This is a genomic window from Dyella psychrodurans, from assembly GCF_003363265.1.
In the GTDB taxonomy this organism is placed as follows: Bacteria; Pseudomonadota; Gammaproteobacteria; order Xanthomonadales; family Rhodanobacteraceae; genus Dyella_B; species Dyella_B psychrodurans.
The window spans coordinates 1-20,261 of the sequence record NZ_QRBF01000010.1; the positions used below are offsets into that span (position 1 = coordinate 1).

A 20,261-nucleotide genomic window follows, 5' to 3' on the forward strand; every position below is an offset into this window, starting at 1 on the left:
GCTGCTTGAGCTGCTGGATGCCGGAGCTGCCGGGGCGGCAGTGTTGTCCTGCGCGTGAACGGCACCCACGCCGCCCAGGGCAAGAGCGATCAGAAAATATAGGCCCTTATGCTTCATCAGATGTCTCCTCTTCTTAATGATTTAGGGCATTCATCCCGCCAAGAATGAAAATCGCTTTTCGTTATTTCGCGGCCCTGTACGAACCGCGAAATTCCCTGCGATGAACGTGCACCCTGCATAATCGAGTTTAACAAAAACTAAATGTTTTGCAAAATCGACTCTAATTCATCCTAAATTCTCTGCTCACGCTGTCTTTACAGCGTGAAGAGACCCAGGAACGCCTGAATGGGCATGGCGTCCAGTTTGGCCGGGTCGGCCGTGGCTTCCAGAATCGCCTTGACCCGGTTGGCAGGCAAATGCCCGCGCATGGCAGCCTCGAACTTCTTGAGCAGTACGGGGATACCCTCCGCCCGACGCTTGCGGTGGCCGATCGGGTAATCGATGGACACCTTTTCGGTGCTGGTGCCGTCCTTGAAAAACACCTGCACCGAGTTGCCGATGTAGCGCTTGTCGGGGTCGAAATAGTCCTTGGTGAATTGCGGGTTTTCCGCCACCACCATCTTTTCGCGCAGGGCGTCGATGCGCGGATCGGCGGCGACGTCGTCGTTGTAGTCATCGGCGGTGAGGCGGCCGAAGATCAACGGGACGGCCACCATGTACTGGATGCAATGGTCGCGGTCTGCGTAGTTGGCGAGCGGGCCGGTCTTGTCGATGATGCGGCAACCCGCTTCCTGGGTTTCGAGCACCACCTTCTCGATCTGATCGAGCTTGCCGGCAACCTGACCGTGCAGCTTCATGGCGCACTCCACGGCGGTCTGCGCATGGAATTCGGCCGGGAAGCTGATCTTGAACAGCACGTTTTCCATCACGTAGCTGCCGAACGGCCGCTCGAACTGGAAAGCATTGCCCTTGAAGGCGACGTCGTAATAACCCCAGGTCTTCGCCGACAGCGCCGAGGGATAACCAACCACCCCACGGTAGACGGCATTGATCGCGTGAGTGACGGCGCGGCGGCACGCGTCGCCGGCAGCCCAGCTCTTGCGCGGCCCGGTGTTCGGGGCGTGACGGTAAGTACGCAGTGCGCCGTTGTCGATCCAGCTGTGCGAGACGGCCGTGGTGATCTGCTCCTTGTTGCCTCCCAGCATGGCCGTGGCGACCGCCGTGGAAGCAAGGCGCACCAGGATCACGTGGTCCTGGCCGACGCGATTGAAGCTGTTGAGCAGCGCGTAGCAGCCCTGGATTTCATGGGCTTTGATGGCATAGGCGAGCACATCGCGCACGGTCAGCGGCTTGCCGCCTTCGCGCTCGGCCTTGCGGCTGAGGTAATCGGCCACGGCGAGGATGGCGCCGAGGTTGTCCGACGGATGGCCCCACTCGGCGGCCAGCCAGGTGTCGTTGAAGTCCAGCCAACGGATCTGCGTACCGATCGCAAACGCAGCCTGCACCGGATCCAGCTCATGGCTGGTACCCGGCACGCGTGCACCGCCCGGCAGCGTTGCGCCGGGAACCAACGGCCCGAGGTGCTTTACGCATTCCGGAAACTTCATCGCCAGCATGGACGTACCCAGCGAATCGAGCAGCATATAGCGCGCAGTGTCGTACGCTTCGGTCGAATCGATCGTGTAATCGGCAACGTAGTTGGCGATGTCGACCAGCGGCTGATCGGGGTCAGGACGCTTGGCGGAACGGATATCGTGCGCGCTCATGGCAGGGTCTCGATGTAGGGAAAACGCCCATTGTATCCGGCCTTCCCCGCTGTGAGAGCCCGTCTACGCACGAAGAGGCGCCTTGACCGCCTGCCCCGCCCCTGTCGAAAATGCCCCCGAATCATCCCAAAGGGGAGTAGTTCCGGACGCGGCCATGCCGCATCCGCGCGGCGTTCGTCATCACGAGCGAGGCTTCGCTCCGGGCACCGCGGTGGCAAGTGCTTCGAACGAGACTTTTGCGATGACAACGGGCCGCGCGCGTCCGTCGTCATTGCTTGAGTCCGGCGCGCCAAGGACACTGCATGATTCTCCCCACTCATTTGCTATCGGATCTGCTTACCATCGTCCTGCTGGACCTGGTGCTTGCCGGCGACAACGCCATCGTCATCGCTCTCGCTGCCCGCAACCTTCCCCGCTCGCTGCAGAACCGGGCGGTGTTCTGGGGCACCTTCGGTGCCGTTGCCGTGCGCATCGTGCTTACGGTGTTGGTGGTTTACCTGCTCACTTTCCCAGGATTGATGCTGGTGGGTGGCCTGTTGCTGCTGCCGATCGCATGGAATCTTCTGAAGCCCGATCCCGCCGAAACTCAAAACATGGCGCCTGCCGCCAACTTCTGGGCCGCACTGCGCATGATCGTGGTGGCCGATGCCTTGATGGGCCTGGACAACGTGCTGGCCATCGCCGGTGCTGCGAAAGGTCATACGGGCTTGGTCGTCGTCGGCTTGTTGATCAGCATCCCGCTGGTGGTGTGGGGTTCGACGCTGATCCTGAAGTTGATCGAACGTTTTCCGATCATCGTCTATGCCGGCGCGGCGGCTATTGCGTGGACAGCGGGCCGCATGATCAGTCACGAAAGACTGTGGCTGAATTGGTTCACGGCGCATGGATGGATGAAACATGTTTTGGAAGTGACACTGGTCGTCGTCATCTGCGGCGGGCGTTGGTTGCTTAATCGACGCACGTGCGCCACTTGAGAAAAGAACCGACGCAGCAGCACTCGCGCTCAATTTTCCGTCAGTACATCATCGGCACACGAATCGTTACCGTCGCGTCCGGCGTATCGCGCGTCACACCCACGCCAAGCGTGAAGTTCAACGTGCGCTTCTCATTGAAGCGATACGAGCCGCCGATCAGCAGCGTCCCCAGCCACACCTTGGTTGAACCCGGCAACTTCTGGCCACTCTCGTAAGTCGTGCCGATAAATGTCTGGTCGTAGCCGATACTGAGCGACGCCTTGTCGTTCAGCGCCATGCCCATGCCGATACTGACATCCGCCTCGTTGCCCATCTTCACGTTGCCGAGGAATTGCGTACCGCCCAGCAGGATGTGCTCGTAAACATTGTGTCGTTCAATGTTGTAGAGATAACTCAGGTTGCCGAAAAACACGACCGGGTCAGACGGGAACAACCAAGTGACACCAGGTTGCAAGGTATAAAAGCCCGTACCCGTGGGTTGCTGCACGGGCAAGCCTGTACCGGTGAGGTTCTGCACGCAACGCGTCACGCAATCGGTCACGACTTGGAACGGATCGGTACCTGTGTGTGTTTTGAAGCGAAACCAGCCTATGTAGTACGCCTTGTCCGCGCCGCCATCGTTGATCTGGTAACGCGCCGTTGCCTCGATATCACCCAATCCTTTGCCGCTGGAACTGAAAACACTGTTTACCGCCGAACCCGTCAGCACTGCGCGGCTCACGGTGTCGTCGTGCGTATCGACGTAAGGCACGCGCACTTCTACTTCCAGTCGATTGGTGATGCCGTAACGCCCTGTCAGAATCGCAGTCTGCGTCGTGTCGCGAACCTGTCGAACATCGATCAACCCGATCAAGATGGCCGGAATGATCGTGTAACCCACCAATGCGACACGATCCGCCGTCGAATAGCCAAACTGGTAAGCCGGCTCGATGACGAATTTTCCCTTGGGGGTCAGCACGCCAGGTTGCTGAAAGATCGGAGCCACCTCAGGCGGCCGAGAATTCTGGGGAGGCGCCTGTCCTACCGGCGTACTGGGCGTCGCCGTCTGCGGCTGTGCCGCCTGCTGATCTGCCGACATATCCGGCGACGGCATCGGCAACGCAGTGGCGTTGGCGCCCGCTACAGCGATATTGCCGCCGCGCTGCTTATCCAGCACATCCATGCCGACGGCGTGCCGAAGGGCTTTGTAGTCGGCCTCTTGCTCGGCGAGTTGGTGCTGGAGTGCGTCGATCTGGCTGCGCATGGCTTCGATGCGCGCGTCCTGCTCCTGCAAACGCTGCCTTATTTCAGGAGAAGGCACGCTACCCGTGCTGGATGCCGGCGCTGACGCGTCCTGCGCAAACAACGCGCCATACGAGAACATGAAACACGCACAGCCGATCGCGCACGCCAAAGGTGTGCGCTTTCGTTCCATCCCGCCATCCCGATCCTTCTTATTCATGTCGGCTCTCCGATAAGACCTCGTCTTGCGCCCTCAGTGGCCCAGCGCTTGCACTTGCACTGCTTGCAAGGCTTGCTGCAGTCCTTGACCACGGAATGCATTGAGCGTGTTCACCGACACGTTCAACGTTGTAAGACTTCGGATCGTCTGGTTGTTCAGCGTGTTCTGGATGACCGTCGCCGCGGCGGTCTGCCCCATCGACGAAGGATCGAAGGTATTGCCAGGGCCGTCTTGCACGACATTGACCGTGCCGAGTGCCGAGGCGAGTGCTGTCGCCTGCTGCGTGGTGATATGAGCGACATCGGGAATGTTGACGCTGCTGTACGTCACCAGATCGCCGTTGATGTAGACCGCGCGCTCAATGCCGAACGATACTTCCAGGCCGTCTCCCAGATCGAAACCGCCGCGCACGGCAGCAAGCTTTTCGAAGGGAACCGGATAGCCGAGATCTGCGATGCGGTGCGCGGCTGCGGTCGGCTGATCGGATGCAGGCGACGATTGCGCATGCACGACAGCGGCGCATGCCAGACATGCGCCAAGCAATGCCAGGCGCGAGAGAACGTGTGCGAGGGACATGATCCACCTCATATGTCGCCCGGCCCGTATTTCGACATGGTGATCGTGTCCAACCCCCGCCGATCGATACCGATACCCAACGGCGCGATGGGTGCGTTATGCCAATCGCCATCAGTATTGAAGTGCGCGAACTGGCGCCGGTTGTGGATCACGAACACCAACCCATTCGTCCATAACTGGTTGAAGCGATCCAGCGGGATCGCCCGCGTACCTCGCGCGGGGTCGCCCACCAGAACGCGCCCATAGCGAATCCCCTTGATCACCACAAAATGGTGATAGCCGCGATCCTGGATCAGCACGATCGCCGGAAGATTGGCCTTCTGGAGCTGATCGAGAGATGCGCGAAAACCGTCGGCGTCGAAGCCGATGCTTTCCAGATAGAGCTTGATATCCAGCAGCGAAAAACCTTCTTTGTTGATCTTGTTGCGGTCGCCATGCGCGTACATCTGCTCGAATACGACCTGTTCGTTGACCGGATAGTCGTACTGGTAGGTCAACAAGGTCGCCACGGCCGCCGAGCCGCAGCTGAAATCGTATTTCTGGTGGATCGTGTTGCGGAACTTCACTTCCTTCAACGTCAATATGTGCAACGTGTAGGTCTGCCCCGCATTGTCGTTCAACGCCATCGTGCCGGCGCGCACGCTCGTCGGCAGCGCGATGCACAGCGCGACGAAAGCAAGCGTCGGCAGCAGTCGCCTCATGGTTTCATCTGCACGTTGACGATAACGCCGCTTTGAATCAGCACATTGTTGCCGGTGTTCTGGATCACCGAAGGCAACCCCGATGCATTGGAGAACGAATCTCCCGAGATCGTGTTAGCTCCCGTCGTGACATTCGTGGCGGTGTCATTGGAAACCGTTCCGGTCATCGTTTGAATGCCGGCTTGCACTGAGATATTGCCGTTACCGCCGCTGTAATGCCCCAACGTGCCGGCACTTACCGCTTGACCGAATCCATCGATATAGACCGGCTGTGCGTTCGCGGGCGCCGGCGCGCGACTTCCCTGCTGAGTGTTTGTGGTGTTGCCGGGTGCGTCTGCTGCAAACACAAAACCCGACAATCCCGCCACACACGACAACGTCACACCTGCTACTGCTCTTACAAGAGACATGGCACGACTCCGATCGCGTTGGCGCATCGAATACGACCGTGTGCCGGCCGGTTGCACGAAACAGCCGGCCGGCTTGCATAGCAAAAGTGGAGCGATGCGTGCTCCACTTTTGCCGATCAGTCGCTACTCAATGGCCGCCCACGTTCAGGTTGGCTTGAACTGTCACGCCCTGCTGGATCAACGCGGCTGCGCCGCTGTTCTGAGCAATGGTCGTGATGCCAGCCGCCGCTGCCGCGGTGCTATCCATCGTGTTGGACATGTCGAACGTGCCAGCATTGGCATCGGTGCTTCCACCTGCTCCGCCGCTACCACCTGCACCACCTGAGCCTGCGCCGCCAGTCGCCATGCCGCCCGCGCCGCCTGCACCGCCTTCACCGCCAGCACTCGCTACTGTGCCGCTGGTTCCGCCGCTCGAGGTGCTGCTGCCGGTCGTCGACGATGCTGCGCCAGCTGTTGCGGTACCGCCCGTGCCTGTACCCGAACCGGCATCCGCGGTCCCACTGCCGCCACCGGCCTTGGCGTTGCCGCCAGAACCCGATGCGCCATCTTCGTTCGCACCGCTTCCCGCAAATGCGCCGCCGCTGTTGGACAGCGAACCACCGGCCTTGCCGCTGTGTGCATAAGCGTTGCCGCCGCTGCCACCCGATCCGCCGCCGCCTTCCACTGCTATGCCACCGAGGCCTGCGCCGCCCTTGCCGCCTCTTCCGCCACTCGCGTTGCCGTTATCGGTCGCGCTGTTGCCAATGCCGTAAACCTGGACATTGCTGACGTAGCCGTTGAGGTTGGTCGTTGCGATCGCATTGCTGGTATTGAATGCATCACTGACCGTGGAGGTTGCGGTGCCACCATTGTTGGCGGCTGCAGTTCCCATGCCGTCACTTGTCACGCTGTTGTCGTTGCCGCTTTCGCTATAGGCCTTTGTGACGGTCTTGGAGTGAGTACTCGAGTCCGTGGATGAGTTGGTGTTTGAGCTCGTTATGGTCCCTGAGTTTCCATTGTTCTGGTGAGAGTTGTTATCTGCCATAGCCGGGAGAGCAAGTCCCAAGCCAAGCGTCACTGCCATGAAAATTAGAGTCTTGCGCATGTTGATTCCTCCCGGAAACCGGAATGCGATGACCCCCTGTTTTGCTGGTGTAGCTCCTACATGTGGCAAGGTGCATGCCAGCAGGATGGGCTCGAAAAGGGGCCAACAACATGCAATGAAATCAGTCGATTGCGGACAACCGGCGAAAACGCCAAGGCATCGTTGAGTCATAAAGTGATGCACGAATGCAACACCTCCCATTCAGCGAATGCATTTTCAAACGTTCACGCGCCGATATGCGCTTTAGGAATAGCGATTCCGGCGAAATGCCCCTGTGTTTCACGATGTATCAGAGATGCAACACTGCTTATGCACGCGTGGCACGCTATAAAGCGAACGTTTCGTGAAAAACATGTATGAAAAAGGGGCCGAAGCCCCTTTTTCTCTTGCTCGTGAAACGCGTTTTATCAGCGCTTTTCGATCGGCACGTAAGTGCGATCTTCCGGTCCGATGTAGTTGGCGCTCGGGCGAATGATCTTGCCGTCTTCGCGTTGCTCGATGACGTGCGCACTCCATCCCGACGTCCGCGCGATGACGAACAGCGGCGTGAACATGGCCGTCGGCACGCCCATCATGTGGTAGGCACTGGCCGAGTACCAGTCGAGATTGGGGAACATCTTCTTCAATTCCCACATCACCTTTTCGATGCGCTCGGAGACATCGAACAAATTGGGATTACCGCCTTCGGCGCACAGCTTGCGCGAGATTTCCTTGATGATCACGTTGCGCGGATCGGATACGGTGTAAACCGGGTGGCCGAAGCCGATGATGATTTCCTTGCGCTCCACACGGGCGCGGATATCCGCTTCCGCCTCGGCCGCGCTGCGATAGCGGGCGATGATGTCCATCGCTACTTCGTTGGCGCCGCCATGCTTGGGACCGCGCAATGCGCCGATGGCGCCGGTGATGGCCGAATACATATCCGAACCGGTACCCGCGATCACGCGCGCGGTGAAGGTGGATGCGTTGAATTCGTGCTCGGCGTACAGCACCAGCGAGCGATCCAGCGAGTTCGCGCACAGCTCGCTCGACTTCTTGCCGTGCAGCAAGTGCAGGAAGTGCGCAGCGATCGATTCGTCGTCGGTTTCGGTTTCGATGCGCTTGCCGTTGTGGCTGAAGTGGTACCAGTACAGCAGCATGGAACCGAAGCTGGCCATCAAACGGTCGGCGATATCGCGCGCACCGGTCACGTTGTGATCTTCCTTTTCCGGAAGGACCGTACCCAGCACCGAGCAGCCGGTACGCATCACGTCCATCGGATGCGTGGCGGCGGGCAGCAGTTCCAGCGCGCTCTTCACGGGAGCGGGCAGGCCGCGCAGGCGCTTGAGCTTGGCGCGATAGGCATTGAGTTCCGCCCAGTTCGGCAACACGCCGTGCACCAACAAATAGGCCACTTCCTCGAAGCAGCCCTTTGCCGCCAGATCGTGAATGTCATAGCCGCGGTAATGCAGGTCGTTGCCGCTGCGGCCGACCGTGCACAGCGCGGTGTTGCCCGCGGTCACGCCGGACAGGGCGACGGATTTCTTCGGCTTGGGGGCGGTTGCGGATTGCTCGCTCATCGGTAGTGCTCCAGGGTGCGATACGTCATTCACGGCCACATTTTGCGTTTGCGGTCGAGTTGGAATTTAAGTCTTACTTCTTGTTGTTGGCGAACAGCGTGTCGAGTTTTTTCTCGTAGTCGTAATAGCCAATGCGGTCGTAAAGCTCTTCGCGCGTCTGCATCATGTCCACGACATTGCGTTGATGCCCGTCGCGGCGAATGGACTGGTAAACCGTCTCCGCCGCCTTGTTCATGGCGCGGAACGCCGAGAGCGGATACAGCACGATGCCCACACCCGCGGTGCGCAGTTCGTCGACGCTGAATAGCGGGGTCTGGCCGAACTCGGTGATATTGGCCAGCACCGGCACTTTCACGGCGTCGACGAAACGACGATAGGTCGGCAGATCGTAGGCAGCCTCGGCGAAGATGCCATCGGCGCCGGCTTCGACGCAGGCGATCGCGCGCTCGATGGCGGCATCCACGCCTTCCACCGCGATGGCGTCGGTGCGCGCGATGAGGAAGAAATTCGAATCGGTCTTCGCATCGGCTGCCGCCTTCACGCGATCAGCCATTTCGCCTGCCGGCACGATTTCCTTGCCGGGACGATGACCGCAACGCTTGGCGCCGACCTGGTCTTCGATATGACATGCAGCCGCGCCGAACTTGATCAGGCTCTTCACGGTACGCGCAATGTTGAAGGCGCTGGGACCGAAGCCGGTGTCGATGTCCGCCATCAGCGGCAGGTCGCACACGTCGGTGATGCGCCGCACGTCGGTCAGCACGTCGTCGAGCGTGTTGATGCCCAGGTCCGGCATGCCGAGCGAGCCGGCGGCCACGCCACCGCCCGACAGGTAGATCGCGCGGTAACCCGCGCGCTTGGCCAACAGCGCATGGTTGGCATTGATGGCACCGATCACCTGCAGGGGTTTTTCGGCGGCGAGTGCGGCGCGGAAGCGGCTGCCGGCGGAGTCGAGCTGGGTCATCTTGGTTCTCCGAAACGATGAATTGTAAGTGATGTGCCGCCATGGCGATGTCGCGGCGCAGTAAGGGAAAGGTCGTTCAACGCGGCGGCGTGCCAGAAAACCTCGCTGCCATGCGCCTGCGCGTCGGCCAAGTGCAGTCTTTGCGGGCCGGGCCACAGGCTCAGCCGCAGCCGTTGACGGTTCTGCAACTCCTCGCTCTCGAAACGCAGCCATGCCAACGGCGCTTCGGGTGTGGCGTTTTGGCCGGCCTGTCGAATCGCCGACTCGATCCGCGCCTGGGTTTCGGCCGGGAGATAGGTCCAAAAGATCGTGTGATAGACCACCGTTGCCACGCCGGCAGGCAGGGGAGCTGCGAGTATGCGCTCGATCCAGAGATCGGCGTCGGCTTGCTCAACATGGACCGGGCGTTGCGCGGCAATCGCCAGCGCACTGTCCAACTGCCGCAGGCGCGCCGTCTGATCGGGCCATACGTAAGCGCGCAAACGCTGCCGTTGCGAAACATCCGTGATGTCGATGGGCGAGCGGTCGCATGCAGCGCGCGATGCCACATTCATCGGCAGCAGCGGGGGTGGCTCGCCATGCCATGTCGGTGCCAACTCAAGCGCACTCGACGTATCGCCCGTGACGTAATCGCCGAGCCGATAACGATAGCGATCCCAGTTCATGTTCAACCCGGCACTCGCGCCAAGTTCGAACAGGCGCAGCGGCAATCCCGTGTATTCGCCGATGACCATGAAACCGCCGAACAACACGGCCGAGCGCCCTACTTCGTTGGTCTGCGGCGGTGTGGACAGATACGCCGCCAACACATCGGAATGCGATGCCAGCGCGGCGATAGCGGCATGCCGAAGCGCGGATGCGTCGCCTTCGCGATCGCCGCCCGGATAGCAACGCGCCAGGTCCGGCACGCACCCATCGAGCACCAGCGCGTGCAACGCTCCGGCCACGCGCAACGCCAACACATCCGGCAATGGACCGCCAGCCCACGACGCCACGGCGCGCAACGCGGGCTCGCCTTCCTGGATGGCTTGCGCCAGGCCACGCAGCAAGCGTGCAGTGAATGGCGAACCGTGCGCGTCGCAGTAGCGCGCCTGCCAGGCAAACGCATCGCATACCGATTCGACTGTGGCCATGGGGATACCGGGATGAATCCGTAGGACGTCACTGTGTCACGCGAAAATATATTGATCAATCTTGATTAAAAGGATCAATATATCGGCCATGCGCACCGATTACCTTTCCGCCCAGGAAGCTGCCTCACGGCTAGGCGTCAGCCTTGCCACGCTCTACGCGTACGTAAGCCGCGGACGCATCGATTCGCGCGCTGGCACGGATGGGCGCAGCCGCGAATACAGCGCCAACGACATCGACCAGCTGATCGAACGCCGCCAGGCCGGACGAGGCGCCGTGCAGGCGGCCGCGCACAGCCTCGCCTGGGGTTTGCCGGTGCTCGAGACGCGCATTTCGCTGATCCGCCCGCACGGGCACTACTACCGCGGCGTGTCGGCCATCGCGCTGGCCGAGTCCGGCGCGACATTGGAAGACGTCGCTCGGCTTTTGTGGGATTGCGGCGACCACGATCCGTTTGCGGTAACGCCAGCGCACACCTGGCCCGAGGCGATTTCATCACTGCTGCGCCAACCCGACATACCGCCGCTTGAACGCACGACAGCAGCACTGCCGCTGCTTGCGCTCGATGCACCTCATACGCACAGCGCCGATCCGCGTCATCGCCGCGACTACGCTGCGCTGCTACTGCGTGAAACCGCAGCGTTGTTATGCGGTGCCCATCCAGACCCGCGTCCCATCCATCAATTGATGGTGACGAACTGGCAGATCGAAGATGCGCATCTTTCCGAGCTGGTGCGCTGCGCTTTGGTGCTCTGTGCGGACCACGAACTCAATGCATCCTCGTTTGCAACACGGGTGGCCGCATCCACGGGTGCCAGTCTGCATGTGGCCGTCTGCGCGGGCCTGGCGACACTGTCCGGCCCGCATCACGGCGGCGCGGTGGCGCGTGCACATGCTTTCATCCAGGACATGCTGCACGAACGCCATCCGTCGGAGAAACTGCGCGAACGCCTGCGCCGCGGGGATATTCTGCCGGGACTCGGCCATCCGCTTTACAACGAGGGCGATCCTCGCGGTGCGATGTTGCTTGAGAAGCTGGGTGCCATGCATCCGCAATCGGCGCAGCTTCGCCGCATCCTGCATCTCATCGAATTGGTGCAGACGCAGTGCGGCCAGCGTCCCAACCTGGATTTTGCGCTCGCGGCCATTGCGTCGGCCTATGAACTCGATGCCAATGCAGCGCTGGCGATATTCGCAGCCGGACGCATGGCCGGCTGGCTGGCGCACGCGCTGGAGCAGCAGGAAAGCGGCAGCCTGATTCGTCCGCGCGCCAGTTATGTCGGTCGCATGCCTGTGCGGGAAGACTGAGTCATCGGCGCATCATGTATCCGGACCGCGTTGCAACGCGCGACGTACTTCATCGAGCGCAGCGGGATCATCCAACGTCGAGAGATCTCCTGGATCCGCATTCTGCACCAGCGCCTGCAGCGACCGGCGCAGCAGCTTGCCGGAGCGCGTCTTGGGCAAGGCGTTCACCAGATAGATGCGCGCAGGGCGTGCCAGCGCGCCGAGTTGATCGGTTACGCGCACTTGCATGGCATGCGCCACCACGGCGGGCGCATCGGTCACGCCTTGCTTGAGTGTGGCGAAGACCACCGGCACCTGTCCCTTGAGTTCGTCCTGCACGCCAATTACCGCGGCTTCCGCCACGGCGGCGTGCGTGGCGACGGCTTCTTCGATTTCGCGCGTGCCGAGGCGATGACCCGCGACGTTGATGACATCGTCCGTGCGGCCCAGGATCGTGAAGTAACCATCCGCATCACGGATGGCCCAGTCGAGCGAGCTGTAGACCTGCTCGCCGAAATGGCCGAAGTAACTGTGGAGATAACGCGCATCGTCGTGCCACACCGTGCTCAGGCATCCGGGTGGCAACGGCAGCTCGAAGACGAGCACACCTTTCTCGCCCGGCGCCGCTTCCGCGCCCGTCGCGTCGTCGATGACTTTCATGCGGTAGCCAGGCGACGGCAGCCCGGGCGAGCCGAACTTCACCGGCTTGAGGTCAAGGCCAGGCATCAGCGTAATCGCAGGCCACCCCGTTTCTGTCTGCCAGTAATTGTCGATGACCGGCACTCCGAGCCCATCGGTGATCCACTGCGCAGTGGGTTCATCGAGAGGCTCGCCGGCAAGGAAAAGCCACTTGAGCTTTGAAAGATCGTATTTCTTCAGCCAGGACGGATCCTGCCTTTTCAACATGCGAATCGCGGTAGGCGATGAAAACATCGTCCGCACACCGTAGCGCTCGCATAACGACCACCACACGCCAGGATCGGGACGCGTGGGCAATCCTTCGTACATCACCACGGTCGCGCCGCCGATCAGCGGTGCGTACACGATGTAGGAATGCCCCACTGCCCAACCGATGTCGGAGGCGGTGAACATCACCTGGCCCGGCGCGATATCGAAAATCGTGGTGATCGACAACGCCATCGCGACGGCATAGCCACCCACATCGCGCTGTATGCCTTTCGGTTTGCCCGTGGTGCCGGAGGTGTAAAGCAGATAGCTGGGTTCGTTCGATTCCAGCCACACCACCGGCACGATGTCGTCGATATGCCGTGCACGCAGCGTCGCGTAGTCGAGGTCGCGGCCATCCACGCGGGTCATTTGCGGGTCCAGCTTGCGGTCCACGATCAGCACCTGCGATGGCGGGCTATGCGACTCTTCGAGCGCTGCATCGACCATCGGCTTGTACGGAATCACTTTGCCGCCGCGCATGCCGGCATCGGCGGCGATCAGCAGCTTCGGCTGAGCATCGTCGATACGCAAGGCAAGGTTGTGCGCAGCGAAGCCCCCGAACACCACCGAGTGAATCGCCCCCATACGCGCGCACGCCAGCATGGCGAACACGGCCTCGGCGATATTAGGCATGTATATAACGACTCGATCGCCTTTGCCGACGCCCAGGGACTTCAGCACCGCGGCGAATGCATTCACTTCGCGATGAAGTTCGCGATAGCTCAGCTCGCGTGCCGTACCTGTTTCCGTGGAAACCGCCACCAGCGCCACTTGGTCGCCGCGTTCGTCGAGATGTCGATCGACCGCGTTGAAGCAGAGATTGGTCGTGCCGCCGACGAACCAGCGGCGAAATGGCGGATGCGACTGATCGAGGATTTTTTGCGGAGGCGTATCCCAATGGATGCGCCGCGCCTGTTCGCACCAGAACAACTCCGGCTGCTCGATCGATTGCCGGTAAAAGTCCTCGTAGCGCATGGCTCACCTCACTCGCTCGCTCTCGCCAAGACTCTAGTGCAGGTGTCCGGTCGCCGGGAGTGGGCAATGCCTGTCGAGGACATTATCCAAGGCACGATAATTTCAGTGCGGATATCGTCGTCGCCGCTCATCCACACGGAAACAAAAAACGCCCACGAGGGGCGCTTTTCTTGGGTGGCGGAGAGAGAGGGATTCGAACCCTCGATAAGGCTTTTGACCCTATACTCCCTTAGCAGGGGAGCCCCTTCGGCCTCTCGGGCATCTCTCCACATTTGCTTCCGTGGCGTCACGGAGCCGGCAAGGATACCGGGCATGACCCTCTAGGTAAAGAGGCGGTTAATGCGCGCCCGATTCACCTGAGGAGCCGCCTTCGCTCTCGTTCTCGCCTTTGATGCGCTGGTAGATTTCTTCGCGGTGCACGGCCACGTTCTTGGGCGCATTGATGCCAATGCGAACCTGGTTGCCTTTCACGCCGAGAACGGTAACGGTCACCTCGTCGCCGATCATCAGGGTTTCACCGACCCTGCGGGTCAGAATCAACATAGCTGCTACTCCATTTAATGCTTGTGGTCACAGGCCATCTACGTGGTGTCGCCTCACCCCTGAGCACAGCACCATGCAGTTTCTGACGCTTGCGTCCGTCAAAGGCCTTACCGCCTTCCCCGGCTCCAAACACTTCGAGATGCCTCGAAAGACAACTCACCGCGTACAACACTAGCGCAACCAGCGACACCAATCTAACCGATACTAGCCGAGCGTCTGCGCTGGGTGCAATCTACACATAATTTTGACATGTGGTCCATACGCAGCGCGTCAACCAGCGAGTTGTTGATCGATCCAATTCACCGTGCCTGCCAGGACGTCGGGCAATTGCGGTTTGTCAAGGCCACCGCCTTGCGCCATGTCCGGGCGACCGCCGCCTTTGCCTTCGATCTGGCCTGCGACGTGCGCCACCACATCGCCCGCCTTGATGCGTCCGGTGGCCTTGCCATGGACGCCGGCGACAAGTGAAACACGGCCATCCGCCGCGCCCGCCAGCACGATCACGCAATCGGAAAGTTGCTGCTTGAGTTGATCGACGCCATCGCGCAGCGCCTTGGCATCCAGGCCTTCCAATCGCGCTGCAACGACCTTGATGCCATCGACATCGCGTGCGCTGCTGGCGAGATCGCTGGTCATGGAACCTGCGGCCTTGGCACGCAGCGATTCCAATTCGCGTTCCAGTTTTTTCTGTCGGTCCAGCAGTTGGCGAAGCTTCTCGGTGACGTCGTCGCCCGTGCTGGAAAGCAAGTGCGAAAGCTCGCCGAGACGACGCTCTTCATCCACCACGTACGCCAATGCGCCAGCGCCCGTCACCGCCTCGATACGGCGCACGCCGGAAGCCACGCCTGCCTCGCTGACAATCTTGAACAGACCGATATCGCCCGTCCGGCCGACATGCGTGCCACCGCAGAGTTCGGTCGAGAATTCGCCCATTTTCAGCACGCGTACTTCGTCGCCGTACTTCTCGCCGAACAGAGCCATGGCACCGAAGGCGATGGCATCGTCGTACGCCATGTGACGCACTTCAGCCTCCGCGTTGCGACGCACTTCAGCGTTGACCAGCGCTTCGATCTGCGCCAGTTCCTCGCGACTGAGCGGCTTGAAGTGTGAGAAGTCGAAACGCAGGCGATCCGGCGCAACCAGCGAACCTTTCTGTGTGACGTGAGTGCCCAGCACCTTGCGCAACGCTGCGTGCAGTAAATGCGTCGCGGAGTGATTGAGCACGATCGCCTGGCGACGCGACGTATCCACGCCAGCATCCACGTGATCGCCCGTGCGCAACGGTTGCGCGCCATGCCAGCGACCGGCATGACCAAAAAACACGCCGCCCATCTTGAGCGTATCGGCTACATCGAAACGGCCCGCGCCATTCGACAAGCTGCCCGTGTCGCCCACCTGGCCACCGGATTCGGCGTAGAACGGTGTGCGATCCAGGATCACCAGACCTTCTTCGCCTTCATTGAGCTGATCGATCTGCTTGCCGGCACGCACGATGCCGACGACCTTGCAGGCCTGGCCCGACAACGCCTCGTAACCCAGGAATACGGTCGGCTTGAGCTGGCTGGCGAGTTCCGCCGGCATCTGGCCCTTGGCCTCGAAGCGGCTGGCGGCGCGCGCGCGTTCGCGCTGCTGTTCCATCGCAAGGTCGAAACCGGCCATGTCCATGCTCAGGCCGCGCTCGCGCGCGATATCCGCCGTGAGGTCGACCGGGAAGCCGTAGGTGTCGTACAAACGGAAAGCATCTTCACCGGGAATGGTCGTGCCCGACTTGCTCGCCACGTCATCGAACACGCGCATGCCGTGTTCCAGCGTTTCGCCGAAGCGCTGCTCTTCCGTGCGCAACGCCTCCTCCACGAAGGACTGCTTCGCGACAAGCTCCGGATAAGCCCCGCCCATTTCTTCGACGAGCGGCTTCACCATCTTCCAGAAGAAATCGCCGCGCACGCCGAGCATCCAGCCGTGGCGCAACGCACGGCGGATGATTCGACGCAGCACATAGCCACGGCCTTCGTTGGAAGGCAGCACGCCGTCGACAATCAGGAACGAACAGGCGCGAATGTGATCGGCGATCACGCGCAGGGACTTGTTGGCAAGATCCTTCGTATTCGTAAGTTCTGCAGCGACCTTGATGAGGTGCTGGAACAGGTCGATCTCGTAGTTGGAATGCACATGCTGGAGCACGGCGGCGAGACGTTCCAGGCCCATGCCCGTGTCCACGCACGGCGCCGGCAGCGGCGACAGCGTGCCGTCGGGCGCACGGTCGAACTGCATGAACACCAGGTTCCAGATTTCGATGTAGCGATCGCCATCCTCATCGGGCGAGCCGGGCGGGCCGCCGGCAATTCCCGGGCCGTGATCGTAAAAGATTTCGGTGCACGGACCGCAAGGACCGGTGTCGGCCATCTGCCAGAAATTGTCGGACGCAAACGGCGCGCCCTTGTTGTCGCCGATGCGCACGATGCGCTCGGCCGGCACGCCCATTTCCTTGTTCCAGATGCCGTAGGCCTCGTCGTCGGTGTGATAGACGGTGACCCACAATTTTTCCGCCGGCAGCTTGAAGACGACGGTCAGCAATTCCCACGCATAGCGAATCGCATCGCGCTTGAAGTAGTCGCCGAACGACCAGTTGCCCAGCATCTCGAAGAAAGTGTGATGACGCGCGGTGTAGCCGACCGAATCCAGATCGTTGTGCTTGCCGCCCGCGCGCAGGCAGCGCTGCACATCGGCTGCGCGCACGTATGGCAGCTTCTCGCTGCCCAGGAACACGTTCTTGAACTGCACCATGCCCGAGTTGGTGAACAGCAGGGTCGGGTCGCTGGCCGGCACCAGCGAGCTGGAGGGCACGATGGTGTGATCCTTGGCGCGGAAATAGTCGAGAAAAGCAGAGCGGATATCGGCGGTTTTCATGCGGTTCGGGGGCTTAAGAACGATAAGGACGCGACGTCGCGGCGCCCTTCGAACCGCCCGTTCAGCCAGCCAGAAGCGTGGACATCAAGGGGTTTCGTCGGCAGCGTCGTCCACGTCGGCGTGGGTTACATCCCGTACTGTGGCGGCGGGAAAGCCTCGGCGCAAGAGGAATTGCGCCCTGCGGGCGCGTTCGGCGGGGTCTGCAGCCCCGGCGGAACCGTATCGGCGACGCAGTTGACCTGCGGCTAAAGCGGCCCAGTCGATGTCGGCGGCATCGAGCAACCGGCGAGTATGCGCGTCCGCCAGACCATGGCTTTTCAGTTCCGCGCGGAGGCGCATCGGGCCATAGCCCTGCGCGGAACGATTGCGGATGAGCGCCTCGGCGAAGCGGTCATCGTCCTGATAGTGCTGCTCGCCAAGGCGATCCAGCGCGTCCGTGGCTTCATCGCGGGCGTAGCCGCCCCGATCCAGTTTCTGCCGCAGTTCGCGGCGGGAGTGCTCACGACGCGCAAGCATGCCCAGCGCCTTGCTGTAGGCACTGGGTTTGGGTTTTGCATCGGGATTGTCGCCACGTTTTTTCATGATGTCGCGAACTCAACTCCCTCTCCCCGCAGGAGAGATGGAGCGAAAAACAACGTCAGAAAACCTTATAGATCTGCCCAGTCTGCGCACCTTCCACACTACGACTGTAGGCCAGCGCAGCCCTTGCAGCGGTCACGGGTTCGTATCCACGGAAGAACGGCGCGTACGCCGGCATGGCTTCGACCAGCACAGTAGGGCTGACGACATTGATACGCAGACCGCGCGGCATTTCGACAGCGGCAGCGCGAACAAACGCTTCCACGGCACCGTTGACCAGACTGGCGGAACTACCCGCCACGATAGGCTGCTCCGACAGAATGCCCGTCGTGAGCGTGATGGAACCGCCACCACGCAAATGGTCGCGTGCAGCCAGCGCCAGATTCACCTGCCCCAGCAATTTGTCCGCGATGCCCAGCGTGTGCAGCGATTCGCCATACGGCGCAGGCTTGAAATCTGCGAGCGGCGCGAACGTCACATTGCCCGCCGCACTGATGACGGCATCCAGTTCGCCCGCTTGTTTCAGCGCATGGCCAATACTCTGGACATCGGTCAGGTCGATGCGGATGCTGCCGGAGTTGCGTCCGGCAGCCATCACTTCATGGCGTTGCGCAAGCTCGGCGGCGACCGCTTTTCCCAGCGTGCCGGACGCACCGACAACAAGAATCCGCAAGCGCCGCTCGCTCATGCTCAGGCCTCTTCCAGCGCTTCTTCGGAAGATGCCGGCGCGCCACCGCCATTCACCAGCAGACGCGCACGCAGCTCGCGATCGATCTCGTCGGCGATCGCTGCATTGTCCCGGAGGAACTGGCGCACGTTCTCCTTGCCCTGGCCGATGCGCTCACCCTTGTAGCTGTACCACGCACCGGACTTGTCGATCAGGCTCTGCGCCACGCCAAGCTCGATGATCTCGCCTTCGCGCGAGGTACCCTCGCCGTAGAGGATCTCGAATTCGGCCTGGCGGAACGGCGGCGCCACCTTGTTCTTGACCACCTTTACGCGCGTCTCGGAACCGATGACTTCCTCGCCTTTCTTCACCGCGCCGATGCGGCGGATGTCCAGGCGCACGGAGGCGTAGAACTTCAGCGCGTTGCCGCCGGTGGTGGTTTCGGGGTTGCCGAACATCACGCCGATCTTCATGCGGATCTGGTTGATGAAGATCACCAGGCAGTTGGACTTCTTGATGTTCGCGGTGAGCTTGCGCAAGGCCTGGCTCATCAGACGCGCGTGCAGGCCGACGTGGGAGTCGCCCATTTCGCCTTCGATTTCGGCTTTCGGCGTAAGTGCGGCGACGGAGTCGACCACCACCACGTCCACCGCGCCGGAGCGCACCAGCATGTCCGCGATTTCCAGTGCCTGTTCGCCGGTATCGGGCTGCGACACGAGCAGGTCGTCCACTTTCACGCCAAGCTTCTGCGCATAGCTCGGATCCAGCGCATGCTCGGCATCGACGAACGCCGCCGTGCCACCGTTCTTCTGGCAGTTGGCGATCACCTGCAGGGTCAGCGTGGTCTTGCCCGAGGATTCCGGACCATAGATCTCCACGACACGGCCGCGCGGCAAGCCACCGACGCCAAGCGCAATGTCCAGGCCCAGCGAGCCGGTGGACACGGTTTCGATGCTCTCGTCGGTGCGGTCGCCCAGACGCATCACGGCGCCTTTGCCGAATTGCTTCTCGATCTGGCCGAGGGCAGAAGCGAGCGCCTTGCGCTTGTTGTCATCCATCGTCTTGATTCCGGTCGTGGTGAATATGGCGTGCATGATGCCCCCTTGCCGTCTCACGGACTGGGATCATGCAGAACCTGAGTATCCCACATCGGTCAAGCCGGTCAGCTGGCTAATTTCTACTCAACCGGTCAGCGTTTCGCGTATGCCGATGAGCGCCGCCGCCACGGTTTGCCGCCGCACCGCCTCGCGGTCGCCGGCAAATTGGAACAACCTGGCGCGCGCTTCGCCGCCGCGCTTCTGCCAGCCGATCCACACCGTGCCCACGGGCTTCTCCGGCGTCCCGCCGGTGGGACCGGCGATGCCCGTCACCGCAACCGCCACGCCTGCGTCGAAGCGCACCAACGCGCCGGACACCATTTCAAGCGCTGTTTCCCTGCTGACCGCGCCGGTGCGTTCCAACGTGCTCCGATTGACGCCCAGCAGGGATTCCTTGGCGGCGTAGCTGTACGTAACCACGCCCGCATCGAACCAGGCCGAGCTACCCGGCAGATCAGTCAGCGCCTTGGCAATCCAGCCGCCAGTACAGGACTCGGCTGTCACCAGCATCAGCCTGCCCCGCTGCACATCGTCGGCGACTTGGGTTGCCCACGCTGCCAATTCGGCATCAGTAGGAACGGATGACAACTCCATGCGAGACTCCACAATTCTCTCGACGCCCCATTTTTCCGGCGCGAAGCTTTTCTTGTAC

General features: G+C 61.4%; 18 protein-coding genes and 1 tRNA gene. 2 read left to right on the plus strand and 17 right to left on the minus strand.

The genetic code is table 11. The annotated features are described in order from the left end of the window. Positions 1-314: 314 nt before the first annotated feature. The gene (locus DWU99_RS19280) at positions 315-1,766 is read right to left on the minus strand and encodes a bifunctional 2-methylcitrate dehydratase/aconitate hydratase (RefSeq protein ID WP_115479727.1); all 1,452 of its coding nucleotides are present in this window, start codon (positions 1,764-1,766) and stop codon (positions 315-317) included. 302 nt (positions 1,767-2,068) lie between these two features. Between DWU99_RS19280 and DWU99_RS19285 the strand changes: the two genes are divergently transcribed. Next, positions 2,069-2,740: a TerC family protein gene (locus DWU99_RS19285; RefSeq protein ID WP_115479728.1), complete on the plus strand. Its 672-nt coding sequence runs from the start codon at positions 2,069-2,071 to the stop codon at positions 2,738-2,740. A 40-nt stretch (positions 2,741-2,780) separates the two neighbouring features. On the opposite strand, the gene DWU99_RS19290 is transcribed toward DWU99_RS19285, so the two are convergent. The 8 genes from DWU99_RS19290 to DWU99_RS19325 form a co-directional block, all read right to left on the minus strand. Beyond that, positions 2,781-4,181, minus strand: coding sequence for a coiled-coil domain-containing protein (locus DWU99_RS19290; protein WP_199535870.1), 1,401 nt, complete (start codon positions 4,179-4,181; stop codon positions 2,781-2,783). 33 nt (positions 4,182-4,214) lie between these two features. Beyond that, entirely contained in the window at positions 4,215-4,757 is a 543-nt protein-coding gene (locus DWU99_RS19295) for a hypothetical protein (protein ID WP_115479729.1), read from the minus strand. A gap of 8 nt (positions 4,758-4,765) precedes the next feature. Next, entirely contained in the window at positions 4,766-5,458 is a 693-nt protein-coding gene (locus tag DWU99_RS19300) for a C39 family peptidase (protein WP_115479730.1), read from the minus strand. Then, positions 5,455-5,868 (minus strand): hypothetical protein, encoded by a 414-nt coding sequence (locus DWU99_RS21275; protein ID WP_233511222.1) that lies wholly within the window; start codon positions 5,866-5,868, stop codon positions 5,455-5,457. The genes DWU99_RS19300 and DWU99_RS21275 overlap by 4 nt, the downstream gene beginning before the upstream one ends. Positions 5,869-5,995: 127 nt before the next feature. Beyond that, a complete protein-coding gene (locus DWU99_RS19310) occupies positions 5,996-6,739 on the minus strand; it encodes a hypothetical protein (RefSeq protein WP_199535871.1) in 744 nt (247 codons plus the stop codon). Between the two features lie 620 nt (positions 6,740-7,359). Next, complete coding sequence (gene prpC, locus DWU99_RS19315; protein ID WP_115479732.1) at positions 7,360-8,511, minus strand: bifunctional 2-methylcitrate synthase/citrate synthase; 1,152 nt, start codon at positions 8,509-8,511, stop codon at positions 7,360-7,362. A 73-nt stretch (positions 8,512-8,584) separates the two neighbouring features. Then, positions 8,585-9,475, minus strand: a complete 891-nt coding sequence (prpB, locus tag DWU99_RS19320; RefSeq protein ID WP_115479733.1) for a methylisocitrate lyase — start codon at positions 9,473-9,475, stop codon at positions 8,585-8,587. Then, positions 9,472-10,608: a DUF2332 domain-containing protein gene (locus tag DWU99_RS19325; protein WP_115479734.1), complete on the minus strand. Its 1,137-nt coding sequence runs from the start codon at positions 10,606-10,608 to the stop codon at positions 9,472-9,474. Before DWU99_RS19325 ends, prpB begins: the two co-directional genes overlap by 4 nt. An 88-nt stretch (positions 10,609-10,696) precedes the next feature. Here DWU99_RS19325 and DWU99_RS19330 point away from each other — a divergent pair, with 88 nt between their 5' ends. Beyond that, positions 10,697-11,914: a citrate synthase family protein gene (locus DWU99_RS19330; protein ID WP_115479735.1), complete on the plus strand. Its 1,218-nt coding sequence runs from the start codon at positions 10,697-10,699 to the stop codon at positions 11,912-11,914. Positions 11,915-11,926: 12 nt separating this feature from the next. Here the strand turns inward: DWU99_RS19330 and prpE are convergent, their stop codons facing one another. The 8 genes from prpE to DWU99_RS19370 form a co-directional block, all read right to left on the minus strand. Then, positions 11,927-13,816, minus strand: coding sequence for a propionate--CoA ligase (gene prpE / locus DWU99_RS19335; protein ID WP_115479736.1), 1,890 nt, complete (start codon positions 13,814-13,816; stop codon positions 11,927-11,929). Between the two features lie 175 nt (positions 13,817-13,991). Next, positions 13,992-14,084, minus strand: a tRNA-Ser gene (locus DWU99_RS19340). Positions 14,085-14,152: 68 nt separating this feature from the next. Further along, entirely contained in the window at positions 14,153-14,359 is a 207-nt protein-coding gene (csrA, locus tag DWU99_RS19345) for a carbon storage regulator CsrA (RefSeq protein ID WP_115479737.1), read from the minus strand. A 270-nt stretch (positions 14,360-14,629) separates the two neighbouring features. Beyond that, the gene (gene alaS, locus DWU99_RS19350) at positions 14,630-17,266 is read right to left on the minus strand and encodes an alanine--tRNA ligase (protein WP_115479738.1); all 2,637 of its coding nucleotides are present in this window, start codon (positions 17,264-17,266) and stop codon (positions 14,630-14,632) included. 84 nt (positions 17,267-17,350) lie between these two features. Further along, positions 17,351-17,848 (minus strand): regulatory protein RecX, encoded by a 498-nt coding sequence (locus tag DWU99_RS19355; protein WP_115479739.1) that lies wholly within the window; start codon positions 17,846-17,848, stop codon positions 17,351-17,353. Between the two features lie 55 nt (positions 17,849-17,903). After that, a complete protein-coding gene (locus DWU99_RS19360; RefSeq protein ID WP_115479740.1) occupies positions 17,904-18,533 on the minus strand; it encodes a short chain dehydrogenase in 630 nt (209 codons plus the stop codon). A 2-nt stretch (positions 18,534-18,535) separates the two neighbouring features. After that, a complete protein-coding gene (gene recA / locus DWU99_RS19365; RefSeq protein ID WP_115479839.1) occupies positions 18,536-19,570 on the minus strand; it encodes a recombinase RecA in 1,035 nt (344 codons plus the stop codon). A gap of 123 nt (positions 19,571-19,693) precedes the next feature. After that, complete coding sequence (locus DWU99_RS19370) at positions 19,694-20,203, minus strand: CinA family protein (protein ID WP_115479741.1); 510 nt, start codon at positions 20,201-20,203, stop codon at positions 19,694-19,696. Positions 20,204-20,261 lie beyond the last annotated feature (58 nt).

What these genes read in the sequence shown, in the direction of transcription:
- DWU99_RS19280 (WP_115479727.1), bottom strand. Translation starts at nt 1,766, where the DNA reads ATGAGCGCGCACGATATCCGTTCCGCCAAGCGTCCTGACCCCGATCAG.
- DWU99_RS19285 (WP_115479728.1), top strand. Translation starts at nt 2,069, where the DNA reads ATGATTCTCCCCACTCATTTGCTATCGGATCTGCTTACCATCGTCCTG.
- DWU99_RS19290 (WP_199535870.1), bottom strand. Translation starts at nt 4,181, where the DNA reads ATGAATAAGAAGGATCGGGATGGCGGGATGGAACGAAAGCGCACACCT.
- DWU99_RS19295 (WP_115479729.1), bottom strand. Translation starts at nt 4,757, where the DNA reads ATGTCCCTCGCACACGTTCTCTCGCGCCTGGCATTGCTTGGCGCATGT.
- DWU99_RS19300 (WP_115479730.1), bottom strand. Translation starts at nt 5,458, where the DNA reads ATGAGGCGACTGCTGCCGACGCTTGCTTTCGTCGCGCTGTGCATCGCG.
- DWU99_RS21275 (WP_233511222.1), bottom strand. Translation starts at nt 5,868, where the DNA reads ATGTCTCTTGTAAGAGCAGTAGCAGGTGTGACGTTGTCGTGTGTGGCG.
- DWU99_RS19310 (WP_199535871.1), bottom strand. Translation starts at nt 6,739, where the DNA reads ATGGGAACTGCAGCCGCCAACAATGGTGGCACCGCAACCTCCACGGTC.
- prpC (WP_115479732.1), bottom strand. Translation starts at nt 8,511, where the DNA reads ATGAGCGAGCAATCCGCAACCGCCCCCAAGCCGAAGAAATCCGTCGCC.
- prpB (WP_115479733.1), bottom strand. Translation starts at nt 9,475, where the DNA reads ATGACCCAGCTCGACTCCGCCGGCAGCCGCTTCCGCGCCGCACTCGCC.
- DWU99_RS19325 (WP_115479734.1), bottom strand. Translation starts at nt 10,608, where the DNA reads ATGGCCACAGTCGAATCGGTATGCGATGCGTTTGCCTGGCAGGCGCGC.
- DWU99_RS19330 (WP_115479735.1), top strand. Translation starts at nt 10,697, where the DNA reads ATGCGCACCGATTACCTTTCCGCCCAGGAAGCTGCCTCACGGCTAGGC.
- prpE (WP_115479736.1), bottom strand. Translation starts at nt 13,816, where the DNA reads ATGCGCTACGAGGACTTTTACCGGCAATCGATCGAGCAGCCGGAGTTG.
- csrA (WP_115479737.1), bottom strand. Translation starts at nt 14,359, where the DNA reads ATGTTGATTCTGACCCGCAGGGTCGGTGAAACCCTGATGATCGGCGAC.
- alaS (WP_115479738.1), bottom strand. Translation starts at nt 17,266, where the DNA reads ATGAAAACCGCCGATATCCGCTCTGCTTTTCTCGACTATTTCCGCGCC.
- DWU99_RS19355 (WP_115479739.1), bottom strand. Translation starts at nt 17,848, where the DNA reads ATGAAAAAACGTGGCGACAATCCCGATGCAAAACCCAAACCCAGTGCC.
- DWU99_RS19360 (WP_115479740.1), bottom strand. Translation starts at nt 18,533, where the DNA reads ATGAGCGAGCGGCGCTTGCGGATTCTTGTTGTCGGTGCGTCCGGCACG.
- recA (WP_115479839.1), bottom strand. Translation starts at nt 19,570, where the DNA reads ATGGATGACAACAAGCGCAAGGCGCTCGCTTCTGCCCTCGGCCAGATC.
- DWU99_RS19370 (WP_115479741.1), bottom strand. Translation starts at nt 20,203, where the DNA reads ATGGAGTTGTCATCCGTTCCTACTGATGCCGAATTGGCAGCGTGGGCA.